General features: G+C 42.3%; 19 protein-coding genes and 1 tRNA gene. 12 read left to right on the top strand and 8 right to left on the bottom strand.

Going from position 1 to position 25,543, the window contains the following annotated elements; all coding sequences use genetic code 11:
• Nucleotides 1-763: 763 nt before the first annotated feature.
• The 4 genes from HCR01_RS19800 to HCR01_RS19785 all read left to right on the top strand — a co-directional run bounded on the left by HCR01_RS19800 (nucleotide 764) and on the right by HCR01_RS19785 (nucleotide 8,236).
• On the top strand, nucleotides 764-3,460 hold the full coding sequence (locus HCR01_RS19800; protein WP_193197818.1) for a tetratricopeptide repeat protein: 2,697 nt from the start codon (nucleotides 764-766) through the stop codon (nucleotides 3,458-3,460).
• Between the two features lie 7 nt (nucleotides 3,461-3,467).
• Nucleotides 3,468-5,093 carry a class I SAM-dependent methyltransferase gene (locus HCR01_RS19795; protein WP_193197817.1) on the top strand — a complete coding sequence of 542 codons (1,626 nt, stop codon included), beginning with the start codon at nucleotides 3,468-3,470 and terminating at the stop codon, nucleotides 5,091-5,093.
• A gap of 355 nt (nucleotides 5,094-5,448) precedes the next feature.
• Nucleotides 5,449-7,629 (top strand): polyphosphate kinase 1, encoded by a 2,181-nt coding sequence (gene ppk1, locus HCR01_RS19790; protein ID WP_193197816.1) that lies wholly within the window; start codon nucleotides 5,449-5,451, stop codon nucleotides 7,627-7,629.
• A gap of 190 nt (nucleotides 7,630-7,819) precedes the next feature.
• Complete coding sequence (locus tag HCR01_RS19785; RefSeq protein WP_193197815.1) at nucleotides 7,820-8,236, top strand: response regulator transcription factor; 417 nt, start codon at nucleotides 7,820-7,822, stop codon at nucleotides 8,234-8,236.
• A gap of 145 nt (nucleotides 8,237-8,381) precedes the next feature.
• On the opposite strand, the gene HCR01_RS38845 is transcribed toward HCR01_RS19785, so the two are convergent.
• Entirely contained in the window at nucleotides 8,382-8,564 is a 183-nt protein-coding gene (locus HCR01_RS38845; protein WP_162396892.1) for a hypothetical protein, read from the bottom strand.
• A gap of 169 nt (nucleotides 8,565-8,733) precedes the next feature.
• Here HCR01_RS38845 and HCR01_RS19775 point away from each other — a divergent pair, with 169 nt between their 5' ends.
• Entirely contained in the window at nucleotides 8,734-9,297 is a 564-nt protein-coding gene (locus HCR01_RS19775) for a DUF2854 domain-containing protein (protein WP_193197814.1), read from the top strand.
• A gap of 241 nt (nucleotides 9,298-9,538) precedes the next feature.
• On the opposite strand, the gene HCR01_RS19770 is transcribed toward HCR01_RS19775, so the two are convergent.
• A complete protein-coding gene (locus tag HCR01_RS19770) occupies nucleotides 9,539-9,799 on the bottom strand; it encodes a chlororespiratory reduction protein 7 (protein WP_193197813.1) in 261 nt (86 codons plus the stop codon).
• A gap of 1,005 nt (nucleotides 9,800-10,804) precedes the next feature.
• Between HCR01_RS19770 and HCR01_RS19765 the strand changes: the two genes are divergently transcribed.
• Nucleotides 10,805-11,827 carry a response regulator gene (locus tag HCR01_RS19765; protein WP_193197812.1) on the top strand — a complete coding sequence of 341 codons (1,023 nt, stop codon included), beginning with the start codon at nucleotides 10,805-10,807 and terminating at the stop codon, nucleotides 11,825-11,827.
• A gap of 25 nt (nucleotides 11,828-11,852) precedes the next feature.
• Here HCR01_RS19765 and HCR01_RS19760 read toward each other — a convergent pair whose 3' ends face one another.
• The gene (locus HCR01_RS19760) at nucleotides 11,853-13,058 is read right to left on the bottom strand and encodes a histidine kinase (protein WP_193197811.1); all 1,206 of its coding nucleotides are present in this window, start codon (nucleotides 13,056-13,058) and stop codon (nucleotides 11,853-11,855) included.
• A 1,052-nt stretch (nucleotides 13,059-14,110) separates the two neighbouring features.
• On the opposite strand from HCR01_RS19760, the gene HCR01_RS38840 reads away from it, so the two are divergent.
• The 4 genes from HCR01_RS38840 to HCR01_RS19745 all read left to right on the top strand — a co-directional run bounded on the left by HCR01_RS38840 (nucleotide 14,111) and on the right by HCR01_RS19745 (nucleotide 17,766).
• Complete coding sequence (locus HCR01_RS38840) at nucleotides 14,111-14,500, top strand: hypothetical protein (protein WP_226889458.1); 390 nt, start codon at nucleotides 14,111-14,113, stop codon at nucleotides 14,498-14,500.
• Between the two features lie 60 nt (nucleotides 14,501-14,560).
• Complete coding sequence (locus tag HCR01_RS38835; RefSeq protein WP_226889457.1) at nucleotides 14,561-15,226, top strand: glycosyltransferase family 4 protein; 666 nt, start codon at nucleotides 14,561-14,563, stop codon at nucleotides 15,224-15,226.
• Between the two features lie 61 nt (nucleotides 15,227-15,287).
• On the top strand, nucleotides 15,288-16,673 hold the full coding sequence (locus HCR01_RS19750) for an S-layer homology domain-containing protein (protein ID WP_193197810.1): 1,386 nt from the start codon (nucleotides 15,288-15,290) through the stop codon (nucleotides 16,671-16,673).
• Nucleotides 16,674-16,722: 49 nt separating this feature from the next.
• Nucleotides 16,723-17,766, top strand: a complete 1,044-nt coding sequence (locus HCR01_RS19745) for a M42 family metallopeptidase (RefSeq protein ID WP_193197809.1) — start codon at nucleotides 16,723-16,725, stop codon at nucleotides 17,764-17,766.
• 73 nt (nucleotides 17,767-17,839) lie between these two features.
• Here the strand turns inward: HCR01_RS19745 and HCR01_RS19740 are convergent.
• A tRNA-Thr gene (locus HCR01_RS19740) sits at nucleotides 17,840-17,911 on the bottom strand.
• 33 nt (nucleotides 17,912-17,944) lie between these two features.
• On the opposite strand from HCR01_RS19740, the gene HCR01_RS19735 reads away from it, so the two are divergent.
• A complete protein-coding gene (locus HCR01_RS19735; protein WP_193197808.1) occupies nucleotides 17,945-18,214 on the top strand; it encodes a DUF3493 domain-containing protein in 270 nt (89 codons plus the stop codon).
• 331 nt (nucleotides 18,215-18,545) lie between these two features.
• On the opposite strand, the gene HCR01_RS19730 is transcribed toward HCR01_RS19735, so the two are convergent.
• Nucleotides 18,546-20,228 (bottom strand): DUF1565 domain-containing protein, encoded by a 1,683-nt coding sequence (locus HCR01_RS19730; protein ID WP_193197807.1) that lies wholly within the window; start codon nucleotides 20,226-20,228, stop codon nucleotides 18,546-18,548.
• Between the two features lie 253 nt (nucleotides 20,229-20,481).
• Here HCR01_RS19730 and HCR01_RS19725 point away from each other — a divergent pair, with 253 nt between their 5' ends.
• A complete protein-coding gene (locus HCR01_RS19725) occupies nucleotides 20,482-21,018 on the top strand; it encodes an alpha/beta hydrolase (protein ID WP_193197806.1) in 537 nt (178 codons plus the stop codon).
• On the opposite strand, the gene HCR01_RS19720 is transcribed toward HCR01_RS19725, so the two are convergent.
• The 3 genes from HCR01_RS19720 to infB form a co-directional block, all read right to left on the bottom strand.
• Nucleotides 21,015-21,212 (bottom strand): hypothetical protein, encoded by a 198-nt coding sequence (locus HCR01_RS19720; protein WP_193197805.1) that lies wholly within the window; start codon nucleotides 21,210-21,212, stop codon nucleotides 21,015-21,017. The genes HCR01_RS19725 and HCR01_RS19720 overlap by 4 nt on opposite strands.
• A gap of 6 nt (nucleotides 21,213-21,218) precedes the next feature.
• Nucleotides 21,219-21,830, bottom strand: a complete 612-nt coding sequence (locus tag HCR01_RS19715) for a low-complexity tail membrane protein (protein ID WP_193197804.1) — start codon at nucleotides 21,828-21,830, stop codon at nucleotides 21,219-21,221.
• A 202-nt stretch (nucleotides 21,831-22,032) separates the two neighbouring features.
• Complete coding sequence (gene infB / locus HCR01_RS19710; RefSeq protein ID WP_193197803.1) at nucleotides 22,033-25,137, bottom strand: translation initiation factor IF-2; 3,105 nt, start codon at nucleotides 25,135-25,137, stop codon at nucleotides 22,033-22,035.
• Nucleotides 25,138-25,543: the final 406 nt, after the last annotated feature.

The raw sequence follows: 25,543 nt of genomic DNA, 5'->3' as shown, positions 1-25,543 counted from the left end.
CCTCGTTATTGTGTATCTTTGCGCTCTTAATATAGCTTTCACTTTAGGTAGAAGTTTCAGTACAAATACTGAATTAATGCAAAAATATATTGGTGATAAATTTTAAGTACTAACAAGTATAATTTCTAATATGAGCTTGAAAGCTAGTACTAAAATTTTAAGAAAAATAGAGCATATATTAGTTAATAAGACTAATAACAATCAAATAAATCCTACCGCTGTATTTAAGTAAGTTACTTGATACATAATATTTTGTGTAAGAAAAACTACAATGTAAATTTATTTCAGTAAAAGTACTGATGTTACATTTAAGCTTTGATGATGTACTAGGTAACGCTTGCAATATTTACGCGATACGCAACTTTCTCTTGAGTTCTCTGCTTTTTAAGGAGAGTTAGGGATAATTCAAATCTTGCACTTGCCCAATCTCCCGCCAAGAAATTTAATTCTTGGCTAATAGCTTAAGTCCACTTAAGTGAACTGCAACCTATGCATCAATGGGGTTTAATCCTCTTGAAAGGATTGGAGAATAGCGAAAGTTCGTAAAGTGTGGACTGAATTCCCTTACCAGTCGTCTTGAGACGACTTTAACTATTAGCCTGAGATATAAATTATCAGGCTATTGTTGCAATTTAGTTTGAGTGAGATATCCTCATTTAGCTAACTCTAAAGGGAACTCTTACGCTTTTAAAAAGCTTGCTCTAGAAACAGTTGCACATTGCGTAATGTTTTTAATCTTCTTTATAAACTTAGGGCTAGATACATGAGTGACGGTACTGCTTTGCTTACCAAAGGGCATTACTCAGAGGCTATTGCCTACTTTCAAGAAGAAATTACTAAAAGCCCAAATGCACCAGAATTTTATTTCCAACTAGGAACCGCTTTAGCTTTGAGTAGTCAACTTCAAGAAGCGGTGGGTGCATTTCAGCAGGCTCTACATATCAACCCAGAGTACGCGGAAGCTTACAGTAACTTAGGAGTGTTATTTTCCCTCCAGGGACAGGTTGAGGAGGCCATTGCTTGTTATCGTCAAGCTGTGCGTTTGCAACCAAACTTTCCAGAAGTTCTGAATAATTTAGGACTTTTGCTCAGAGAGCAAGGCAAGTTAGATGAAGCAATAAGCAGTTTTCGAGAAGGTTTGAATCTGAACCCTAACTATCTCGAAGCCATTAATAATTTGGGCTTAGTGTTGACGCAGCAAGGGGAGCTAGATGAAGCTATTGCCCTATTCAGACAAGCTTTAACATTAAATCCCGATGATGTTGATACTCTCAAACATTTAGGTTCAACCCTGAAAACAAAGGGAATGTTAGCAGAAGCTATTGTCTATTTAAAACAGGCAATTCAGCTAGCACCAGAAGAAGCGATCGCCCATAATTATCTGGGAAATATTTACAAAGACCAAGGACAAGTTGAAGAAGCTATTGCTTGTTACCGTCGAGCAATTGATATTGCTCCCAGCTATGCAGAGGCTTACCGGAATTTGGGATTAATCTTAACTCGACAAAATCAACTAGAAGAGGCAACAGAGTGTTTAGAAACAGCCCTAAAGTTAAAACCAGATTTTCCCGAAGCTCTTAACAATCTGGGCATTATTTGCAAACGGCGGATGAAATGGCAAGAGGCTAGCGATTACTTTGAACAAGCAATCAAGTTGCGTCCTCATTATGCCCTTGCCCATAAAAATTTAGCTGATATCTTTGTGCTAACGGGTTGCATAGATAAGGCTATTACAAGCTATCAAGAAGCTCTAAATTTGGGATTAACTGACCAGGATGCCTGGATTTGTCTGTGTCGTCTTCTGCGTCAACAGTCTCGGATAGAGGAAGCCTTGTTTTGTAGCCAACGAGGTCTAGAGCAATATCCTAAATGTGCCAATCTACATTATGCACAAGGTCTGATTTATATCCATACCAATAAAGTAGATAAGGCGGTTGAGAGTCTGCGACAAGCTCTGGAGTTAGAGCCAGATAAGTTTGAAACTTACTATCACCTGGGAGAAGCTTTAATTTCTCAAGGACAGCTTGCTGAAGGCAGAGACGTGTTGCGACGAGGCTATTCTGTATGCCGCGATCCGAATCTTCGAGTTCGACGGGCCCTGTCTTTGCCTATAATTCTCAGTTCTTGCCAGGAAATTGATCAAGAGCGCGATCGCTTGCTTCATGAAATTCAAGCGTTAGACAGTGAAGGAATCACACTCAGAGATCCGGTTGGTGTTGCTTCAGGAGTAAATTTTTACCCAGCCTATCATGGTCGCAACGATCGCCAATTGCAAGCAACAATAGCTCGCTTTTACCTGAATAATTGCCCAAATCTGGACTGGGTTGCTCCTCATTGTAAAGGCGATCGTCCGATAAAGAAGCGATCGCGGATCGGCTTTTGTTCCCAATTTCTCCGGGGACACACAATGGGTAAACTCTACGGAGGCATTCTTAATAAATTACCTCGTGACCAGTTTGAAGTAATTTTGCTACGCCTGCCTGATTTTAAGGATGCTATGACCGCAAAAATTGGTAGCTATGCGGATAGTGTTATTTCCTTGGAAAACAATTTAGTCAAGGCTCGCCAGCAAATTGCTGAACAGGAACTAGACTTGCTGTTTTATACCGACATTGGGATGGCTCCTTTGTCTTACTTCCTGGCTTTTGCGCGACTGGCTCCAGTTCAGTGTATGACTTGGGGACACCCTTCTACCACTGGTATCCCCAACATGGATTACTTTCTCTCAGCAGAGGTTTTTGAATCTGATAATGCTCAGGATCATTACAGCGAGCGTCTGATCCGACTGCAACAACCAGGAATTTATTACACCCAGCCAACTCTACCCCTTCCTGCTAGCCGTGAAACTTTTGGTTTACCTCCAGAAGGTTCCCTTTACCTCTGTCCCCAAAGCTCATTTAAGTTCCATCCAAAGTTTGACCAAATTATTGGAGATTTGTTGCGGCGTGATCCACAGGGATGGTTTGTGCTGCTTGAAGGAATCTCCTCTCATTGGGATGAGCTACTGCGCCAACGCTGGGTAGAAACCATTCCCGATGTGGCAAACCGGATCTGCATTATGCGACGGCTCAGTTATGAAGAATATCTACAGCTATTGATGTTAGGGGATGTCATGCTTGACCCCATTCACTTTGGAGGTGGTAACACTTCCTTAGAGGCATTTGCGGCTGGATTACCTATTGTCACCTGGCCAGGAGATTACTTGCGTAGCCGGCTTACTTATGGATTTTATCAACAAATGGGCTTGCTGGATTGCGTTGCTTGGGACGCTCAATCCTATGTTGAGATGGCCTATCGCCTCGTGCATGACTTGGAATGGCGTAGCCACATTCAGCAAGAAATCCAAAAACGAGCTTCGGTGTTGTACGAAAATCAAGCCGCTATTACCGAAATAGCTAGATTTTTCCAACTTGCCATTATTGCTTACGACTGCGGTCAAACTATTCGCACCTGGAGGTAATTACACAATGCTAGTTTCTATCATCACCCCTGTAACAGGTAATCCTTTGTTAAAACAGGCGATTCAAAGCGTCCAAGATCAGGATTACCCACACATTGAACATTTAATTGTCATCGATGGTCAAGAGCGGGAAGCTGCAACCCAAGAACTTTTGCAGGAAATTGAGTTTAAGAAACCTCAAACCCATGTTCTTTGTTTACCCTACGCTACAGGTAAGGATGGGTTTAATGGACACCGTATTTATGGCATGTCGCCTTTCTTAGCCAAGGGGGATTATTTAGCCTTTCTAGATGAGGATAACTGGTTTGAGCCAAATCATATTAGTTCCTTAGCTCAGCTTGTCGAAGAAAAGCAACTTGATTGGGCTTATGCATTGAGAAAAATAGTAAACGCAGATGGCACTTTCGCAACCTATGATAATTGTGAAAGTTTAGGTCGATGGAAAGTTTTCCAAGGTGACTATCATCACGTGGACACCAGTTGCTACTTTCTGAAAAAAAGAATAGTTATCGAATATGCTCACCTGTTTTATGTGAGATTTGCTGAAACTGGCATTCCAAGTCCAGATATTACCCTGTGCAACGAATTGATCAAAGCCTATCCTCGCTGTGATACCACTGGTTTCTACACATTTAATTATCGGGTAGGAATGGGTAAGTTTTCTGTAAAACTGGAATTTTTCCATCAAGGCAATGCTGTCATGCAGACTAAATATCCGCAAGGTTTTCCTTGGGAAAAAGAATCCCTAACTCAAGCTTATACTCTGGCTGTATCTACCACAGCCCAAGACAATTCTTTTGTTCCTGCACCATCAGTCTTGGAAATCTCTTTAGTTGACTTTGAACAGAACGGTAAGGCAACTGCATTCAAAGATTCAACTCAAATAATTGCGGATAAGCTGGGTTTAGAGAATCCCTACGCGCATTTCAACTACCGCGATTATCCCCTAGACTTGCAAGGTTGGGGAAGTAACCATCCCTCATTTAGTCAATTAATCGATCAAATCAAACCCAAGATTATTATCGAAGTTGGCACTTGGAAGGGGGCTTCTGCTGTTCACATGGCAAAGCTTTTGCAAGAGAAGCACATTGACGGCACAATTATTTGCATTGATACCTGGCTTGGAGGAATAGAGTATTTATCGGGAGAATGCTCCATTAGTTTAATTAATTTGTCCCGAAAGCATGGCTGGCCAACACTTTACTACCAATTTTTAGCAAATGTCATGTATAACAACCTACATGACTTAATTGTGCCTGTGCCATTGCCAAGTAATATTGCTGCCCGATGGCTACAACAAAAAGACTTAAAAGCTGATTTGATTTATATTGATGCTAGCCATGAAGCGGACGACGTATATGCAGACATAATTCAATATTGGGAATTACTTAAACCCAATGGCGTGATGCTTGGGGATGATTATGCTGATCCAAATTATGTTGGTGTTCGAGTCGCTGTTAATAAATTTACCCAAGAACGCAATCTGACATTGAAAACAGCAGGAAATAAGTGGTGGTTACAGAAGCCTTCCGATCCGCAAGAAGTCATTGGCGCTTTAAATCGCCGTATTTCTCAGCTTGAGATGATGTTGTTGAACCGTGATGTCGAGCTAACCCCAAACAAATGCATCTAGTACTAATTCATAATTCGTAATTAAGACACATAGAACAAGGCTTGATACAAGTTACTCTGTTTCTGCAACAATACATCTTTTACCAATTTGTACAAGTCTAAGATGCGTTCAATATCAAGTTAATAATTGCGACACATCCTTCTATAGAGACACTTTAAACAGCGCGTCTCCATAGAAGGAAAAATTATTTATTATATATTGTGTAAATATTGTATCCATTGTTGCTCTGTAGCAAGCAAAGAGACGGAGCGGCCATACACAACTAAGATCTCAGAGTTCCGCTCAAGCCCTATTTAATTTACTATGTTTGTATTCTCCAGTTAAATGGGCGACACCTGCCTCATACTAGGTCATCATGGTAAAATCCAAAAAGAGCGCGACCCCCATCAATCTGAGTGACCCGCAGTATTATATCAATCGAGAGTTAAGCTGGTTAGAGTTTAATGGCAGGGTGTTACATGAAGCTTGTGACGATCGCACGCCTCTTCTCGAACGCCTCAAGTTTCTAGCAATCTTCAGTTCCAATTTAGATGAGTTTTTCATGGTGCGCGTTGCAGGCTTAAAGCAACAAGTAGAAGCAAAAGTTAGTCAGTTAACTCCTGATGGCCGCACGCCACAACAACAATTAGACGATATTGGGTCTACCCTCAGTCCCCAAATCACAAAACAGCACCAACATTTTGAGCAAGTACTTCGACCCCTGTTAGCAAGTCACGGTATCCATATTCTGGATTACATAGATTTGAATCAAAAACAGCGGACTCATTTAGAGGGCTACTTTGAAGAACAAATCTTCCCGGTTCTAACTCCCCTTGCTGTTGACCCTAGTCATCCTTTTCCGTTTATTTCCAATCTTAGTTTGAATCTGGCAGTTGTAGTCAAAAACCCAGACACCGAAGAGGAATTTTTTGCCAGAGTTAAAGTCCCTAACGTTCTGCCGCGATTTTTACCGATACCGCCAGAGTTAGGAGATCAGCAAGACGGAAAACCGATCCACTGGACTGGAGTACCTTTAGAACAGGCGATCGCTCATAATTTGGAATCCCTATTTCCAGGGATGATTATTCAAGAGTATCATCCTTTCCGCATCACCCGCGACGCCGATTTAGTATTAGAAGAAGATGAAGCAGATGACCTGTTGTTAGCGATCGAACAGGAATTGCGAAAACGGCGTATGGGGGGGAGTCCAGTCCGACTAGAAATTCAATCCCAGACACCTGAACCAGTGCGATCGCGATTATTGCAAGATTTGGAATTAACAGAAAAGGATGTTTACGAAGTAGACGGTCTTTTGGGACTACGGGACTTGATGTACTTTATGGCATTGCCACTACCGGAACTCAAAGACCCACCGCGACAATCTGTTGTACCTATACGCCTGCAACGGCTCAGAGAACCAAGTTTAGACCCCGATGTCCTGGAAGTAGACGAAGGAAAAGACTTTTTTGCTGTAATTCGAGAAAAGGATTTGCTAGTACACCATCCCTATCAATCCTTTTCGGCAACAGTGGTGCGCTTTATTACCCACGCTGCTCATGACCCGAATGTGTTAGCCATCAAGATGACCCTTTACCGGACTTCTGGTGACTCGCCCATAGTCAACGCTTTAATTGCCGCTGCTGAAAATGGGAAGCAGGTGTCTGTATTGGTGGAATTAAAGGCGCGGTTTGATGAAGAGAATAATATTTACTGGGCAAGGCGTCTAGAAAGAGTCGGAGTTCATGTTGTCTATGGTTTAGTGGGGCTGAAAACCCATAGTAAAACCGTCATGGTAGTGCGACGAGAAAAAGACCGTATGCGCCGCTACGTGCATATTGGCACTGGCAATTATAATCCAAAAACGGCACGACTGTATACAGATTTGGGATTATTCAGTTGCCGCGAAGAATTGGGTGCTGACATCACAGATCTATTTAATTTCTTGACAGGTTACTCTTTGCAAAAGTCTTATCGAGAGTTGCTGGTTGCACCTGTGAATATGCGCGATCGCTTTCTAGCCCTAATTCACCGCGAAATCGAAAATGTTCAAAATGGATTCACTGGACGCATTGTTGCCAAAATGAACGCCCTAGTCGATCCACAAATTATTGCCACTTTATATGAAGCTTCCCGCGCTGGAGTGCAAATTGACCTAATTATTAGAGGCGTTTGCTGTTTACGCCCAGGACTCAAAGATATCAGTGAGAATATTCACATAATCAGCATTGTCGGTCGCTTTTTAGAACACTCTCGCATTTATTATTTCTACAACAATGGACAAGAAGAAATCTATATCGGTAGTGCTGACTGGATGCGCCGCAATCTAGATCGCCGTGTGGAAGTAATTACCCCAGTGAAAGACCCAGATATTGCCAAAGACTTGCAAGAAATCATGGGAATTATGCTGGCAGATAATCGCCAAGCTTGGGAGTTACAATCTGATGGCAGTTACATTCAGCGGCGTCCTGGTGACGATTGTCCAGAAGCTAATTCACAAAAAACTCTCATGAATATGGCATTACGTTCAACTGGCATAACCTCAAACTTGATTGATTAAAAAACAAGTTCTTTCTAGCTTGACAACTAGCTAAACTTAGTTTTTTTTAGAAAACTTTAATTTTTTGGAGTTATCTAAATTATTTTTCATGGCAATACACAAGTTATTCAACCATAGGATAGAGTGAGTGCTGGCACTTGTTCCCATAAACTATTAAAGATTACCCTACGTAGTTTTTTATTTCCCTGGAATGTTAATGTTGTCCTGCGAGCTTTCTACCTTGCGCGTTTTAGTAGTTGATGATCACGAATTAACTCGTTTAACCTTACAATTGGTTTTTTCTGGTCAGGAAAATATTCAAGTAGTAGGTTTAGCCAGTAATGGTGAAGAAGCTATAGAAATGGTTAAACTTTGCCATCCTGACGTGATTATTCTAGATTTACAGATGCCCGTCATGGATGGTTGGAGTGCGTCTGGTCATATAAAAGCCATATCTCCGAATACTCAAATTCTTGCTTACTCCTCGGTGGAAGATACAAGCATTCTGGAGACAACAGCAATGCCTAGCTTTGATAATTTTTGCAGAAAAGATGTGTCCACGACCGAACTCATTGCTTTAGTGAGACAATTAGGTCAGCGTGCAGGAGATGATTTAGTTGCAGAATAAATGATATAGCTATGATTGCTTGGCAAACCTGGGCTTAGCTCAATTCTGGGGATTTGGGAATTATCGTACTGAAGGGCGTCGGTAGAGCCGTAAGTTGACGGTTACACCGACGCAGTTTTTTATCCTTACTACTGCCTATTTCGACTTAATTATTTTCTGTTTGCGGAATAGTACGCCTAAATTCATCAATTAACTCGTCTAGTTCATCTAGAGCTTGATCTACGTCAATTTTTAATGTTCCTAGGTTTGGTTGCTCCAGCAGACTCAGCAGATACTCGCGCTTACTTTGCACTACAGCAATTCGCTCTTTTAACGTCTGTATATCCATTATTTTCTTCCAAACTTTAACTATCATCAAGTTTAAACTTAACTCAAAATCCAACGCTCTGGAGAGATGAGCTTATCTAATAGTTTAAGCCAACACTCTTCCCTAATCTGTTACTCATAGCCGATGATAATAAAACTGAGGTATTAAGAATTTATAGTAATCTAAGCTCATGCTACGCCAAATTTCTTTGGGAACACTCGGTTTAACTATCGGCAGCATATTAACCATCATTGGCTTTGTTGCCTACGCTGCTAATAATGCCACGCTCAACCTTGTAGGATTTTTTTACGGTATTCCTCTATTGTTGGGTGGGCTGGCGCTCAAAGCTAATGAACTCAAGCCCATACCCTTTAGTCAAATTACCACACCGTCGATGTTAATGCTGCGGGAGCAGCAAGCAACTGTTACTCAAAATAAAATTCGCAAAGACATTACCCGATACTGCTATGGTCAAGATGCTCATCTAGATTCCGCACTCTCTTTTTTGGGGCTGAGTCCTACAGATGAGGAACGACCAGTAGTCACAGGGTTACGAGAAACAGAAGTTAATGGGTCTTATACCTTGATTTTAGAATTTGATTCGCCCTTGATACCTATTGATGTATGGCAAAAAAAGCAGGAAAAAATGACTAGCTTTTTTGGGCCTGGAGTGGATGTTGAAATAACACAGCCAGGTGAAAATAAAATTGAACTAGCGTTGATTACTACTCAAAAAGAGTTGATTAATAAATAGTCAATAAAAGTATGCGAGACCGAAGTTGCAGCTATAAAAATGTTCGCGTAGCGTCCCGCAGGGAAGTCCGCCTTGGCGGACTTCATACCTAAAAGACTAATAAATCAGGCTTTGTTCGGATAACCCTAGATTTGAGTCTGACGATACTTTAAGACTTTTGCAAGAGACTCCATGAGATGCGCTCACAGAGAACAATAAAAATAGACTTTCAAGGCAAGTTTATTGACTTTTGATTCAAAAATTACTTTTCTAAGCGAACTGCATACCATTGCAAATATTGCCCAGGGCCAACATCTAACTCGCAACTGGTGTCAAGTAAATATTGTGCTTGGGCTTCTACAGCATCAAACTTTTGCAAATCTGGTGACAAATCTTGAAATTTGAGTTGTTGAAGAATTCTTTTGAGCTTTTCTAATAACTCCGTTGCTGTCAAAAACTGTTCTGGTTGGTTTGTTTCTAAGACGACAAACACATCCTGTTGATACATTAATGGATCTGGCATTTAGGAAATCTGGTAAATGTTAATAAACTTTCATTTTCCGAAAATCTTGTTATGTGCGAATTTTTTACTGTTTTCGCATATTAATACGGCAATTTCGTATGTTCTTCAACAATAAATTATAAGTCTTAAGTAGCTAGGCACAATAATCTTAATTTAGCATTTATGGATTAGATTTAGATTATTTTAACTACCAAATTTGGATAACAAAAGTTGCCTATCATTTTTACAATAGATATGTATATATTGTTGAATACAGTTAAGGATTTTTACTTAGCGTATTAAACCTAAAATAAATCAAGAATAAAGTTCTGTCTTCAGATATATCTTCACCTTGTGTAATTATTCTCGATCCTGATACATCTTGCCAAATCAGTTGATTTGGTCAAATTCAGTTATACCATCTGACTGGGTTAAGTTTAGTAATACTAGTAGTATTGAGTATCTCGTTATAGCAATGCAGTAATAGCTTTATCTCATATTATTTAATTTTAAAACTATTACAGAACTAAATAATTAAGCTGGCCATTTGAAGTTTTCAATAACATTACAAGATAATTGCAATTTCACTATGTCACTAGGGAATGATAAAACTAACATTTCATACTACATATCATAGCTAAAAAAAAGTAAAATTTACCTTTGTATTCTAAATACACTGTCTATGAAACCTAGTTATCTGGCGCTTGTTTGGCTCAAAATCGAGCAGTCTATTGTCAGAAAAAGTTGGTTGTGAAGCAAGAGATGCTTTTTGTGCAAGATCTGACATTGCTCAGCAATAAATGGCCCCTATGCGATCGCAACACAATTTCCTTTCAAGATAATTCCGAAAGTCACTAGTTTCACACATCACACATTTGTTTTTCACATCTCTCCTATCAAATTGTCTGTCAAGTGGGAGTTTGATAGCTGCAATAAAACTATTGCTCACAGCCAATTTGGCTATAGAGACAAGGTTTTTCCTGGCTTCCCTTACCCAATACTTTCATTTTCTGTGGAACGCAACTCATGTCAGGCATAAGCCCATTTTCTCTTTCCAAGCAACCTCCTCTAATTCTAGTGGCTGATGATGACAAGACCATCCGACTGCTGTTGCGTAAAGCTATGGAAAAAGAAGGCTATCGGGTAGTCGAGGTTTCTGATGGTAAGCAGTGTTTAGATGCTTACGAGACTGTTAAACCAGATATAGTTTTGCTAGATGCTGTCATGCCGGAAATGGATGGCTTTAGCTGCTGTAGGCAGTTACTCCAGATTGCCAGAAATAATTTAATCTCAGCACTGGCAACGTTTGATACTGACTCTGCTATTGGTAGTACTGTAATCTCAAAGTTATGGGAGCGTACTCCCATCTTGATGATTACCAGTTTAAATGATGAAGAGTCTGTAGACCGCGCCTTTGAAGCAGGAGCAACCGATTACATCACCAAGCCAATTCACTGGGCAGTATTGCGCCAGCGGTTGCGCCGACTGCTGCAACAAGCGCAAGTTTACAAGCAGTTAGAGGCAGCAAACCAAGCTTTGCAGCACCTCGCCAACGTAGATGGCTTAACTGGGTTGGCTAATCGTCGTCGCTTTGACGATTATCTCAATACTCAGTGGATTAATTTAGCACAAGAGGAATCTCCTCTATCGCTGATTTTGTGTGATATCGACTTTTTCAAATTTTATAATGATAGATATGGACATCCTGCTGGGGACATTTGTTTACAACAGGTGGGTGCTGTTTTAAATCGTAAAGCGCAGAAACATCAAGATTTACTAGCGCGTTATGGCGGCGAAGAATTTGCTGTGATTATGCCAAATACCCATGCATCTGGTGCGCTTCACGTTGCCGCGGCGATGCAAGCAGGAGTTAGAGATTTGCAAATTGTTCATCAGGGATCTGCTGTTAGTCAGTATGTGACTTTGAGTATGGGGGTGGCAACCGTTATTCCCACTTGGGAATCCTCGCCTTCCGATTTAATTGTGAGGGCGGATAAGGCACTCTACCGAGCAAAAGCCGAGGGACGCGATCGCATTGTTTCAAGCTAAGATGTCATTTGTCCTTGACTCTTGACTAAGACGGGTAAACTGGCAATGTGAAGTGGAACCAGGCTCCGCCATAGGGAGCAGTGTCTACCCAAATTTGACCGTAGTGTGCTCGGATAATCCGTTGGCATAAACAAAGACCAATGCCGTAACCTTCTGTACCTTCATCGCGTTGTAGACGGAAGTGATTTTCAAAGATGCGATCGCAATTTTCTACAGGAATGCCAGGGCCGGAATCGCCAATACTGAACTGAACTTTTTGGGTAGTACGATGTAGTCCAGCAACGCTAATTTTCCCGCCTTCTGGCGTGTATTTAATCGCATTGTCCAACAGATTCATCAGTACTTGCCGTATACGTTCTGGATCGGCATAGACACGGGGTAAGTCTGTGGGGATATCTGTATGTATATTTTGGGATTTGGCGGTGTAGCGATCGCGCAATTCTTCTAGTACATCCAGACAAACTTTGCCTAACTCTACTTTTTGTGGTATTATCGGCAGCTCAGTATCATTACCACGACCCACGTGTAACAGGTCAGTAATCATTCGGTCAATAGTTTTAGTTTGACTGCGGGCTTGCTTTAATAGATGCGCCGTCATGGCTGGTTTGAGGCGCATAAACCCACCTGTATCTAAATTGTAGTTAGATTGGAGAGTTTCTATAGCGATCGCGGCAGCAGTCAGCGGATTGCGGAGGTCATGTGCCAGCATCGCTATCACCCGATCTTTAAACTGTAGCTGCTCCTGGAGTTTATCTTTTTCCTGTTTCAAGCGAAAAATTTCGTCTGAAAGTCGGATGAATTCGGCGGAAACAGCAACAGAACTGATTGTAGATTTTGGTGATGTCACCCGACTATTTTCGTCTATACGTACTTGTAAGTCTTCCTGTAATTTTAAGTAAGCATCTATGGCAGTCTGCCAGCGGGGCCACCAATTTTTCAATTGGGCGATTATATTACTCCCGGCTAAAATCTGCCGGGGTTCCGGGTGGATTTTGATTAAAGCTGGCGTTGCTACCAATCTAAAGTGTTCAGCCAAGTAGGGTTGTTGCCCGACATCAATGATTTCAAGTTCAAAACTATACTCAGCCTGCAATTCTTTTAAGTAAGCACGGATTCGTTGTACCTGTTGTCGGGACTTTGGGCGTCCATCAACAAACAGCAACAGATGGAGTGGAGCCTCGGAATAGATAGGCTGATCCTGGGAAACTGGCATGTATTCGTGTTTCAGCACTGGTAACAACCCGGCGACGCTTACGGAAAGTAAAATGGACTAACAGTTGTCGATGGTCGTTCTTTGTTCTCAATTTAATATCTATTTTAGATTTTTCATACTCCTATACAATTTGCATTTTTGACATCAAGGTATCTTTATGCAACCTGAGAGTTAATTTCTCCATAAACATTCCGCCTTAACTAAACGATTGACTAAGCCACAAGCACAAATTTACTGCTTTTTGTCTGCTTCTAGCCAATAATTGCTATAACTGTCTCCAGTAATAGGTTGGCTATCATCTTAGTGAATTGAGTTCTTGACTAAAGCACAAGTAGGATTTCGCTCAAAAACTCAATTTATAGATTCGAGAGAAATTGCTGTGACACTTGACCCCTTTGCCTATGACCTCGATTCCTAAGAGCTGCAAACTGACGCTAAATGTCTGGAATTGCCTAAAATTGACATTTTTTGCGTATTGCCTTATTCAGATTACCATTCTCAGATGAATAGTCTCCAGAACTGATCGCAAGCCAGCGTTAGAAAATGTTATTTATGATTTCCCTCCTTGGATGAGGCTAAGGGGGGATTTATTCTTAGTCTATCACTTTAGGTAGTTGGCGATCGCTTCTAGTTAGTGCATTGAGCAGTAGATGACAGCCATACCGTTTTTTGGCGAGTTTTTAATCGTTATCGCATCCCAAGTTTAAGATTTAGAGAACTCTACCTTAATCACCAAAACACTATAGCTCATGTCTAGTGAGGCTTTTAGGTTTATTTATAGGTTTTTTTCTGCAAATGTTACTTTACCGAAGTTTTAGGGAACTCTATAAATAAGCATGGGAATTATCAAGACCTAATAGCTGTAGACCAAAGACAATACGGTAGCTTTTGCTACCGTTTACTCATTTTTTTAGAGATCATTTTATCTACAGGTAAATTTTTGAATTATAACTGAGGTGACTTACTTAATCTAAGTAAATAAGTATCAATAAACCTAATTTATATACTCAATAAGCTAAACTATTAAATTTACATTATTAATTAGAGATATTTGAATAGTCGATTTACGTATGAAGCTTTTAATTCAGCACCGTCATTCTGACAACGAAATTGCTGGTGTTTTAACTTATATTTATTCTATTATCCCAGAACTTGAAACCAGAGGAAATGAAATTCAAACTATTTCCACCAAACAAGACAAGTTCAGGAAATGGTTGAGCTATATTGCCTGGGCTGATATAGTTCACATGAATTCAAATAACTTAGTTTTTGCAATGCTTTGCAAAGCGTTGGGTAAAAAGATAGTTATTAAATATCATTATTCTTTTTATCATACAACGCATATTAATTATGAGAAGATGACATTTGGCAAACGGCTGCAAGCAGAATTAAAACACACATTACCTAAAGCTAACTATCCTTTAAAGTGGAAATTGTACACTGCCGTAAAATGGATGTGACTAGTTATCCGGCTTTTTACTGCACTAATAGCTGATTATCATACAGCTTGTAGTAATTTTTTGGCCGAATCTAGCGCCTTTCCTTGGTTAGTAGATACTTTATATAATCCCATAGAAATTAACCAAAAAAACCAGCCAAAGGATCTGAAACTATTATCTAATCCATATAAATTTGTTTTTGTCGGCAGATTAGATGGAAGTAAGGGAGTTGATATTTTATTGAAAGCAGTGCGAATTTTGAAAGACGAAAATCAGGAATTTGAAGTTTTAATAATTGGTAACGGAATACAAGCTAATGAATTGAAACAACTAGCATCTGATTTAGGAATTTTAAGCTGCGTTAATTTTTTGGGTCAACTTTCTAATCACGAAGCACTTGTAAAAGTTCAGGATGCGCTGGCTTTGACCGCTCCTTCTCGCTGGCAAGAACCAGCAGGTTACGTAGTGCTAGAAGCCTCTAGCGTTCAAACCTGCTCCATTGTCTCAAAGATGGGAGGATTGCCAGAAGTTGCTGGGCCACACAGCCTGTTTTTTGAAAATGAAGATGCAGAAGGATTAGCCAGTTGTATGAGATACTGTCTGAATAATCCAGATGAAGCAATTAAACGGGGCTTCCAGTCTAGTCAATATGTCGCTGAGAACTTTTCTCCAGCCCTTGCTGCTACTCAATTGCTGGAGATTTGCTGCAAACTCAGTCCTAAGCTATTAGCAAAAACTCATACATAAGCAAATTAAATTTCGACAGTCTGCGCTAGGGTAGGAATTGAAACTCAATTTGTGATTTCCTGTGCTTCCCTGTAAACGTCCAGCTGTCTTTCTGAGTTTAGCTGTTTTAATCACTTCATTAACAGCCTGTGCTAACAATCCAATTGCCAAAAACCTTGAGCAGTCTTTGGCAGCAGATCCGCAACTCCAAAACAATCCAGTTGTTTTTGGGCAGGCTAAAGGTAACGATCCACAAGCACAGCAAAACGAATCAACAGTTCAATTGCCGGCTGATTTTCCCAAAGATATCCCGTTATATCCTAATGCCAAGCTAGAGGAAGTTACGCCTACTAACGGCTCAGAAAACAGAATATCAACTCGCTGGCTCAGTTCTGATCCCAGCAATTTTATTGCCGACTTTTATCGTAGCCAGTTTCAGACAAATAACTGGCAGATTTTACAACAGCCAACAGATGAAGCAGGAGGTACTTTTGAAGCACGTCGCAACGATTTGCTGTTGAAGGTTTCCATTCAGGCGCAATCAGTCACCAACGCTACACCCAATCAACCTCAAACGGCCACGGAATTACGGATTGAGTACGCACCTAATAGTACAGCAACGGTACAATCTCCAAATCCTAACGAAACTACTAACGAAATTCCCAAACCAGGAGATCCGCAGTTTGTTGGCCCGGTGTCACCCACAAAATTGGCAGCACAGCCAGAAAGCACATCTACTAGCCAAACAACCCCTACCGCTACATCTACTCAAGAATTTAACGATCTGAATAAAGCACCACAAGAATGGCAGCAATACGTACAAGACTTAGCGGCATTAGGTGTTTTATCTATAGAATCACAACCTACTAAGAGTAATATCGCCACAACTAACAAGTTTGAACCCGGTAAGATTGTTACCCGTCGGGAATACGCCCGTTGGCTAGTTGCTGCTAATAATGCCATGTATGCTAGCAATCCAGCTAAACAAATTCGTTTGGCATCAGAAAGTACTCAACCAGTTTTTAGTGATGTGTCGAAAACCGATCCTGATTTCCCAGTAATTCAGGGATTAGCCGAAGCTGGGTTAATTCCTAGTCCTTTGTCTGGAGATTCTACAACAGTTTTGTTTCGTCCTGATGCACCTTTAACACGGGAGCAATTGCTGCTGTGGAAATTACCTCTGGATACCCGTCAAGCTTTACCTTCTGCCAACTTAGATGCAGTTAAGCAAACCTGGGGTTTCCAAGATGCGGGGAAAATTGACCCTAAGGCTTTAAGAGCAGTTCTGGCTGATTTCCAGAACAGTGAACAATCAAATATTCGACGGGTGTTTGGTTATACGACGCTGTTTCAACCCAAAAAGCCAGTAACTCGCGCTGAAGCGGCTGCGGCTTTGTGGTACTTTGGCACTCAGGGTGAAGGTGTATCGGCTGCTGAAGCTTTAAAGTTAAAGCGATCGCAAACCTAAGTCTGTTACGTTCAATACGTAATTATTGATTTTTCAAATTAATACATTGATGCGGGATTACGATCACTTATTTCAAATTATTGAAGAATTGGTAATGCACCATTCTCCTAGTGGTGCAGAAGCCGAAATTAACCAGTTATTATTACAGCGATTTACAGATCTGGGTGTAGAAGTTTGGTGCGATCGCGCTGATAATATCATTGCAAAAATTCCTGGGAAAAATCCATACAGAGCGATCGCAATCACAGCCCATAAAGACGAAATTGGCGCAATTGTCAAAACTCTTGGTGATGAAGGTCGCGTCGAAGTCCGTAAGCTAGGTGGTTCTTACCCTTGGGTTTACGGTGAAGGTGTTGTAGATTTACTGGGAGATCACGAAACTATTAGTGGCATTCTCAGCTTTGGTTCACGCCACGTTTCCCATGAATCCCCCCAAAAAGTCCAACAGGAAGATACTCCTGTTAAATGGGAAAATGCTTGGATTGAAACAAAACGCTCTACTGCTGAATTAGAAGCAGCTGGTATTCGACCTGGAACGAGAATGGTAATTGGCAAGCATCGCAAGCTGCCAATTAGGCTAAAAAACCATATCGCCAGTTACACTCTGGATAACAAAGCCTCTGTTGCGATTCTGCTTGGCTTAACTCAAAGTCTAAAACAGCCAGATAGTGATGTTTATCTAGTAGCATCAGCAAAAGAAGAAGTTGGGGCAATTGGAGCGTTATTTTTTACTCAAAATCAGCGTTTAGATGCCTTGATTGCTTTAGAAATTTGTCCGCTATCCACCGAATACCCAATTGAAGATGGCAAAAATCCTGTGCTACTTTATCAGGACGCCTATGGCATCTACGATGAGACCTTGAATGGACAACTACGCCATTGTGCTAAAAATCTAGATATGCCAGTACAGTTAGCAACTTTAAGCGGATTTGGTAGCGATGCATCGATCGCTATGAAGTTTGGTCATGTTGCTCGTGCTGCTTGTTTAGCATTTCCTACACAAAATACCCACGGCTATGAAATTGCCCATTTAGGGGCGATCGCTAATTGTATCGATTTGTTAAAAGCCTTTTGCGAAAAAGAGTTTGAGTGATAGTTCAAACTATTGCTTTGGTTAAAAGCTGAACTTATGTCAGACTTTGAATATTGAGCAATACTTTCATCAAAGCCGATGATGGGATTTGAACCCACGGCCTGCTGATTACGAATCAGCTGCTCTACCACTGAGCCACATCGGCGTACACAGTCTAAAAGTATAGCATGATTTACTCATGACAGAACCAAATACCAAAAATCGCCTGAACCCGGAACAATATGCTCGCCTTAAAGCAGAAATGGCAACCCCATATCGAGGATTGCGGCAATTTATTTACATTGCTTTCGGTGCTTCTGGTTTGCTCGGCGCATTCATATTTTTTTTTCGACTGCTTGCTGGACGGGATATTGACAATGCTTTACCTAACTTGGCACTCCAGGTAGGAATAGTTGCCTTAATGGTATTTCTTTGGCGCTGGGAGCAGCAGCGGCAACGACGCCCCTAGATGTTGGTAGTCTCAAATTTTTAAAAGAGTAACTTTATTTTTCCTCATGTTATCTTTACATTACTCAAGTTTATTGATGTTTTCATAAAGTTAAAAACATCAAAGACAGAAAAAATAAAAAAAGTATTAGGAAATCTCGAAAGGCAAAAATTTCTGGGAAACTAGAAGCTGTTCAAACGGGGTCAGCTAATATAAAGACCCTGAATATTAACTCAATAAAATTCAAATAAGGTCAATTATATTAAAGACCTCAAGTTTAATAAAACTCAAAATGTTTAAAGCGCCAAACTAACAATTTGTTAGTCTTGGCGCTTTAATGCTAACTAAAGGTTTACTGAACTGTTACCAAATAGGATGAAGGAATTGGTTGGGCACGTCCGGCACTAACGAGTGCCTGGTAAACGAAGGCAGCAACTTCTGCTCTCGTCGCCTCACGATTAGGATTGAGTTGCTTAGCTGTGGGATAGTTGACCACTAGTTGCCGTGCAGTTGCAGCAGCAACCGGGGCGATCGCATAATTAGGAATCTGGGCAGCATCGGTGTAAAAGGAAAGGACATTCTGATTGTTGACAGTTAAGCCCAAACCATTGGCTAATGAAACTAATGCTTGCACTCTAGGAATTTGCTGTTGTGGTTTAAAACTCCCATCGGGATAACCAGAGACAAATTGACTTTGGTAAGCAGATTTGATGGCGGCGTAAGCCCAAAAATTGTTTTTTACATCCTTAAACTCAATACCTGCGCGTTTAGCAGGTGGTTTCAGGGCTTTAGTGATAATAGTGGCGAATTGAGCGCGAGTCACAGGCTCATTGGGTTTAAAGCTCCCATCAGGAAAGCCAGCAATAATATTTTGAGAGGCTAAGGCTTCGATGTAAGCTTTTGCCCAATAAGTTGCTGGCACATCCTTAAAAGCGACAGGTTGGCCCGGGACAGTTGCGGCAACAAATTCCACTGAACCTAAAATCCGTTTCTGATCAATATCGTTGCCGATAGCGAGAATCTGATTAGTTTTGGTGGCATTGTTCAAGTCATAACGAGTGTTATTTCGGATGAGATTGCCACCAGGATTTTCGTTAGTTCCAAGGTCAGGTAGAGCATTAACAGTTGCTACGACGCCATCCCGCTTATTGTTCTGAATAACATTCTTACGTAGTATGGGCTTGGCTGACTCTGAGATAAAAAGACCGTCTTGGTTTTGGACAATTTGATTTTCCACAACCAGGGGTGTGGAAGTACCACCGATCGCCAGACCAAAACCCGTATCCTGAAATACGTTATTCCGAATCTCTCCTTGGGCAGATCTAGCGATGGAAACCCCGTTACCTTTGTTTTGCACAAAGAGATTATTTTCAATTTTGGGATTACCTGTACCCGTAACAAAAACGCCCTCTCTTACACTGTTAGTAAAAGTACTGTTTTTGATGATGGGATTAGTTGATTCTACCCACACACCTGTACCCCGCTGATTTGGGTTGGTGACACTCACGCCTGTGATCGTAGTATCTTGCTCGGCAAGAATTGTAATATCCTGTCTGGCAAAGGTGCGACTAGTGTAGAAACCTCCACCTGTAATCAACATTGCCTGACCTTTGGTCGATTCATCTCCTCGCAACGTTACCCCTGGCTTAAGCAACAGTGGGAAGGTTTCTCCACTTTCCTGGTTATAGTTCCCAGCAGCCAGTTGAATGGTTGTACCTGGTTGAGCTTGACTGAGAGCAAAGGTAATGGTTTTGTAGGGTGCTGCTGCCGTTGCACCTGCACCAGTAGTATCTGCACCAGTTGCCGAGTTAACGTAAATAACTGTTGCACTTGCAGGAACTTGCGCTGTGAGAGTAGGGGCAATAGCTTCTTGGTGAGTAGCACCAGCATTTACCTCACCAGGTAGTAGCATCGAGCCACCAGAAACAACTAACAAAGCCGTTAGTCCAGCTCCCACACGTAAAGTAGATTTGAGGTGATTGCTAGAAAGAAGGCGATTTTTCGCTGGAGAAATGTGAAAACTCCGATATTTCATTTTTAAAGTCTGTGATGTGCTGAATTAAGGTACGTTGAACAAGGTTGAAGGTAGCAGCCATGTAGCTGTAAAACCCATGCAAAACTATACCGGATGATTAGCACTAATTCAGCTAAATTCCTTAGATAGATCACAGAACTTATACTGTTGATTTCTGAAAATTACCCGCGAGTGGATACCTAGAGCCAGATGCTACAACTAATTTTCCTGGAATATTATCCAGTAAAAGTAACCCTTTTGGAAATTAAAGGAAATGCGTTGTCAATTTTTGGCCCTACGTCGAGTCTTAGTTTTAGTCCTTACCACTTGTCTTTTAATCTTCAGCGCTCCTGCCTTCGCTGCTGAACGAATGGTGCTCAAGTACGGTATCTTCCGTGAATCACTTTCAGTAGAGGAGCTATCCACTTTTGCCCAAACAGGCGAACTCTCACGTTCATTAAGAGTTAATTTAGCTTTGGCGCGACAAAATCCCAGAGCAATTCGTCAGTATTTAACTCAACCAGTGAAGGTAAATCCTGTGTTTGTGGATAGAGTACTCAATAGCCCGGTTGGTAATGTTATTTTGGATCAAATTAGTGAAGTTATTCATACACCGTCTCGCAGAGCAGATCGACAGGCTATACGTGCTGCTTTGGTTCTTTCTGCAAGTCAAGATGGGCAAGTGTCGTTAATCGAAATTATTGAAAATTACCCCACTACAGAAGTCGAAGCTGATGGCGATCGCTTGGAGAGTGCCTACCGTCAACTTCGTCGCTTGCAAACAAGCCTAGAAAATTTATTTGGTTTTTAGTAAGCTAAAGTCTCTAAAGTTTCTCTTAAATACCGCTGTACCTGCTGTTCCAGGCGAAGCCCCTGTAATTGAGCATCGCGTTCTAGCTGCCAGCGTTGAAAGCCGGAACTTGCAGAAATTGCGTACTTGAGGTTGTACCAAATTTCAGTATCAGGAGAAATTTGGCGATCGCTAGAAGCTGGAATTCGAGCCATAGTTCCTCATTCCTCAGTTTTAACTTCCAGATCCAAACGGGGCAAGATTCGATTAACCCGTACCCCTAAAATTGTGAAATCCTGCTTAATCTTTTCTAAAGATAATGGTTCTGCGGCTGCAAAATCTGTGTCATTAGTCACTAAAATTCGTGCGACACTCACAGGAATTTGTAAAAATAGATTACTTGCTAAAAAAGCTAAAGCAGCAAGCAGTAGCCCCAGACTACGCCATTGTGGTAAAAATTTAGCTACATTGGCTACCATTGGGGCAACTTGATAAAGATGCCACAGCACCCATACTAATAATACTGCTGCTAGCAGCGATAGCATCCGATTTAACTTTGTATTAATTAAACAGAGAATTTTTCGCTGCCTCTCTGTCAGATTTTCTGGTTTTAAGGCTATTCCCAAAATCGCAAATATATAAAAAGGGCGGCGTAGCTGAATCCACAGCAGAGGAACAATACCAATGGCGGCCACTAGGAACAGCTCCATCCACATTGGCAACAGTGGGTCACCCACAGACAGGAACAATAAGCACAGCACCAAAAAAATAGGCAACGTTGCCAATCCAGCAACGTGAATCCACAAGATAGGTTCAGAGCGAAATGAGGGCATATATCAAGTTATCAGTCTTGAGTTCTGAATAACCAAAGTTCAGATGTCTGAGTACTAAGTGTTGATTTTCAAGTTTTGAATTTTGAGTTTTGAACTAAAAACTGTTTTAAACTCAGCACTCTTAACTTTTACGTCAGCGAGAAGTTGGAGCGCCGGCTTCCGGCGATCCAAACTTCGGTAACTCAGCACTCATTGCTCAGCACTATTTCGTCAGTGTGAGAGTACGGCGCTTAGTCACCATCTGGTAGGCTTCGATGATGTCACCTTCAACCCAATCATTGAATTTATCAATGCCGACACCGCATTCATAACCGGCGTTGACCTCACGAGAATCCTCTTTCATCCGTTTTAAGGAATCCAGGACGCCTTCATAGATGACCTTATTGCCACGACGCACCCGCACTTTGCAGTTGCGAATCAGCTTGCCAGATTGAACATAGCAACCGGCAACCGCACCACGGCCGACTGGGAAGACGGCACGTACTTCGGTTTGACCCAAGGGTTCTTCCACCAACTCTGGTTCCAGAAGACCTTCCAAGGCATCTTGGATGTCTTCCAAGAGTTTGTAGATAATGTTGTATTCCCGGACATCCACACCAGCCTCATCGGCGGCTTGTCTTGCTCCACTGGCGAAGGTGGTATTGAAGCCAATGATCACAGCGTTACTGGCAGCTGCTAAGTCGATATCTGTCTCGGTAATTTCTCCAGCAGTAGCCAACAGCATCCGAATTTGGACTTCGTTTTGCGGGATTTGCTTGAGCGCTCCCACAATCGCTTCCACGGAACCTTGTACGTCTCCTTTCAAGATTAAGTTGAGTTCTTTCAACTCGCCTTCTTGTGCTTGAGCTGAGAGGGTTGTGAGGGTGACACGTCCCTGTAAGAGGCGGGATTGGCGTTGTTTGTCGGCTCTGTCGGCTGCGAGTGTTCTGGCTTCTTTTTCGTTCTCGAAGACTTCAAACTCGTCACCTGCGGCTGGTACTTCACTTAAACCTAATACCTCAACTGCAAAGGAGGGAGAAGCGATATCGACTCTTGCGCCTCTGTCATTGACCATTGCTCGCACTTTACCAAAGGCAGAGCCAGCTACTAGCATATCTCCTACGTGTAGGGTACCATTCTGAATCAGCAGGGTAGCAACTGCTCCCTTAGCTTTATCCAAATGGGCTTCAATCACCGTTCCTTTAGCGGAGCGGTCTGGGTTCGCATTGAGTTCTTCTACCTCTGCTACGAGCAAAATCATCTCTAAAAGCGTATCTAGGTTTTCGCCTCGGATCGCGCTCACGGGAACCATAATTGTCTCACCGCCCCAGTCTTCTGAGGTCAGACCATACTGGGTAAGCTCTTGTTTCACCCGCTCTGGCTGCGCCCCTTCTTTATCGATTTTGTTGATTGCGACGATAATTGGCACTCCGGCAGCTTGAGCATGACTAACTGCTTCAACAGTTTGAGGACGAACGCCATCATCAGCAGCCACTACCAAAACAGCAATGTCTGTTACCCGCGTTCCTCGCGCCCGCATAGCTGTAAAGGCTTCGTGACCGGGGGTATCCAGAAAGACAACCTGCTGCATTTTGCCTTCATGTTCCACATCTACATGATATGCACCGATGTGTTGGGTAATACCACCTGCTTCGCCAGCAGCTACTTTGGTTTTGCGAATCGAGTCAAGTAGAGTTGTTTTGCCGTGGTCTACGTGACCCATAATCGTCACTACTGGCGGACGGCGGTGGAGATAATCCAAGTCTTCCGCACTGACCATTTCTGTGACTTTCCGAGCTTCTGCTTCTGGCTCAGCAGTTTCGACTTCTATTTCTAGTTCTTTTCCTACCAGAGTAATTGTGGGAATATCCAAATTTTGGGTGATACTCACCGCCATGCCTTTGAGGAAGAGGATTTTCACAATCTCCGTATCGGCAACGGCCATAACGTCAGCCAGTTCTTGCACTGTCAGCGGGCCTGTTACTACAACTTTTTCTGGACGCTCACGCTTGATTTCGGTTTCTTGACGACGGTTTTGGTCGCGGTTGTAACTAGACTTTCTACTACCTCTGGCAGTTGGAGTGCTCACAACCGCTGCGGCAATTGGCTGTGTTGGTCGGGCAGCCTTGGGTTTGGGAGGACGGGCGATGGAAAGGCTAACTTGGACTGTAGCTGGTATTTCCAGACCATCTTCGTCCAGTAAATCTTCTTCTTCAAACTCATCATCAAGTATCGGCTTGATTCGCTTGCCTTTGACGCCGGCCTTTGCCTTTTCTTTGACTTCGTCAATGATTTCTTCTTCTACCCACTTTTTCCCACCTTTAGTGGGACGGGGTGGAGTTGGGCGTTTCAAATCGAGAAGATCGGGTGCAACTGGCTCATCACCCAATCCTTCAGATTTCGCCGCTACTCCTGACATCTGTCTGGGTGGGGTAGCTATTGGCATTGCTGCTACAGCTTCACCAGGACGTGCTGGTCTGGGTCTTTGCCCTTCTCCTAATGGTGCTGGTGCAGATGGCCTATTCACCCTATGCTCTGGCTTGACAGGTGGCGGAGTGGGACGGCCCTGTCTTTGCGGTGCAGTTTGTGGGGTTTGGTCAGTTGTGAGCTTAGCGACTTTTGGCTTGACTTGATCGCGATCATCTTCGACTCGCCGTGGGCGATCGCGTTTAAGTACGGGTTTGTCTGCCTGAGATTGCGGCTCATCTGCCTGCGGTTCTTCTGTCAATGGTCTTGACGGTGGAGCAACCAGTTGCGGTTTTTGAGCTTTTTCTGGTTTTGGTCTGGGTGGAACTGTTTTTTCCGGTGTCTGATCTGTATTAGGCTTTTGATCCGCATCTATGACAGTAGATTGTTGTGCGGTTTCAGGCTGATTCCGGGTTATAGGTCGAATTGGTGCCGTCGGCTGCATGGGTGAGACAGGTGTAGCGAAGGGCCGTGGAGGTGAAGGAGGATTAGCTTCAGACAAGGCAGCTTGGGTATTGGTAGCGACTGACGCCTCTGGGGCGTTGGAGGTAGGATTTCTCAATATTTTGGGTTTACGAATTTCCAAAATTTGTTGTTTGTGAGGTGGAGCAGGTCGGTTACGTCCGCCATTTTGTGGCGAATTTGGTTTATGAGTAGTTATACCTAATTCCTTTTTGGGTGTTCCATTTGTAGCCGCGAGTTTTTCCGCAGCCGAACGGATACGTTCTGCCTCCGATTCTGAAATCGTGCTGCTATGGCTTTTGACCGCAATGTTGAGCTGGTCGCAAATTGCTAATAGCTCTTTGTTATCCAAATTCAATTCCTTTGATAATTCGTAGATTCTAACTTTGCCGTTGTTCATCCACTCTTCCCCTTTAATTTACAGTTTTAGCGGATGGTTGCCTGGTTTGCGACATCTCCATCCTTTGATTACTGTTTTTTGGTTGCCCTTAGTGATTTTGTCGGTGCCTCCAATCAGGAAAGAGAGATGTTTCGATTTAACGCTGGCGTCCCCGCCAGGAAAGACGGTTGACGCTGAATTGCGCCTGAGCGCTACCAGGTTGCCATTTTGTAGTTTCTTGTTTTGCTGATTCTGAGTCTTCCACAACACAATTGAGTAAATCTTGTTGGGAGTATTGCTTCGCCCCTCTTTTTATTGGAGAGCTACTTGCCTATTACACCCATTTACTATTTTGGCACTAACCCTACCAATCGCAGAGGGTGTGATGAAAGCACAATTAGTTCGGCTTTCGGCACAATTCCTCTTT

The organism is Nostoc sp. MG11 (assembly GCF_014904695.1).
In the GTDB taxonomy this organism is placed as follows: Bacteria; Cyanobacteriota; Cyanobacteriia; order Cyanobacteriales; family Nostocaceae; genus Komarekiella.
This window is presented reverse-complemented; position numbering and strand designations above follow the sequence as displayed.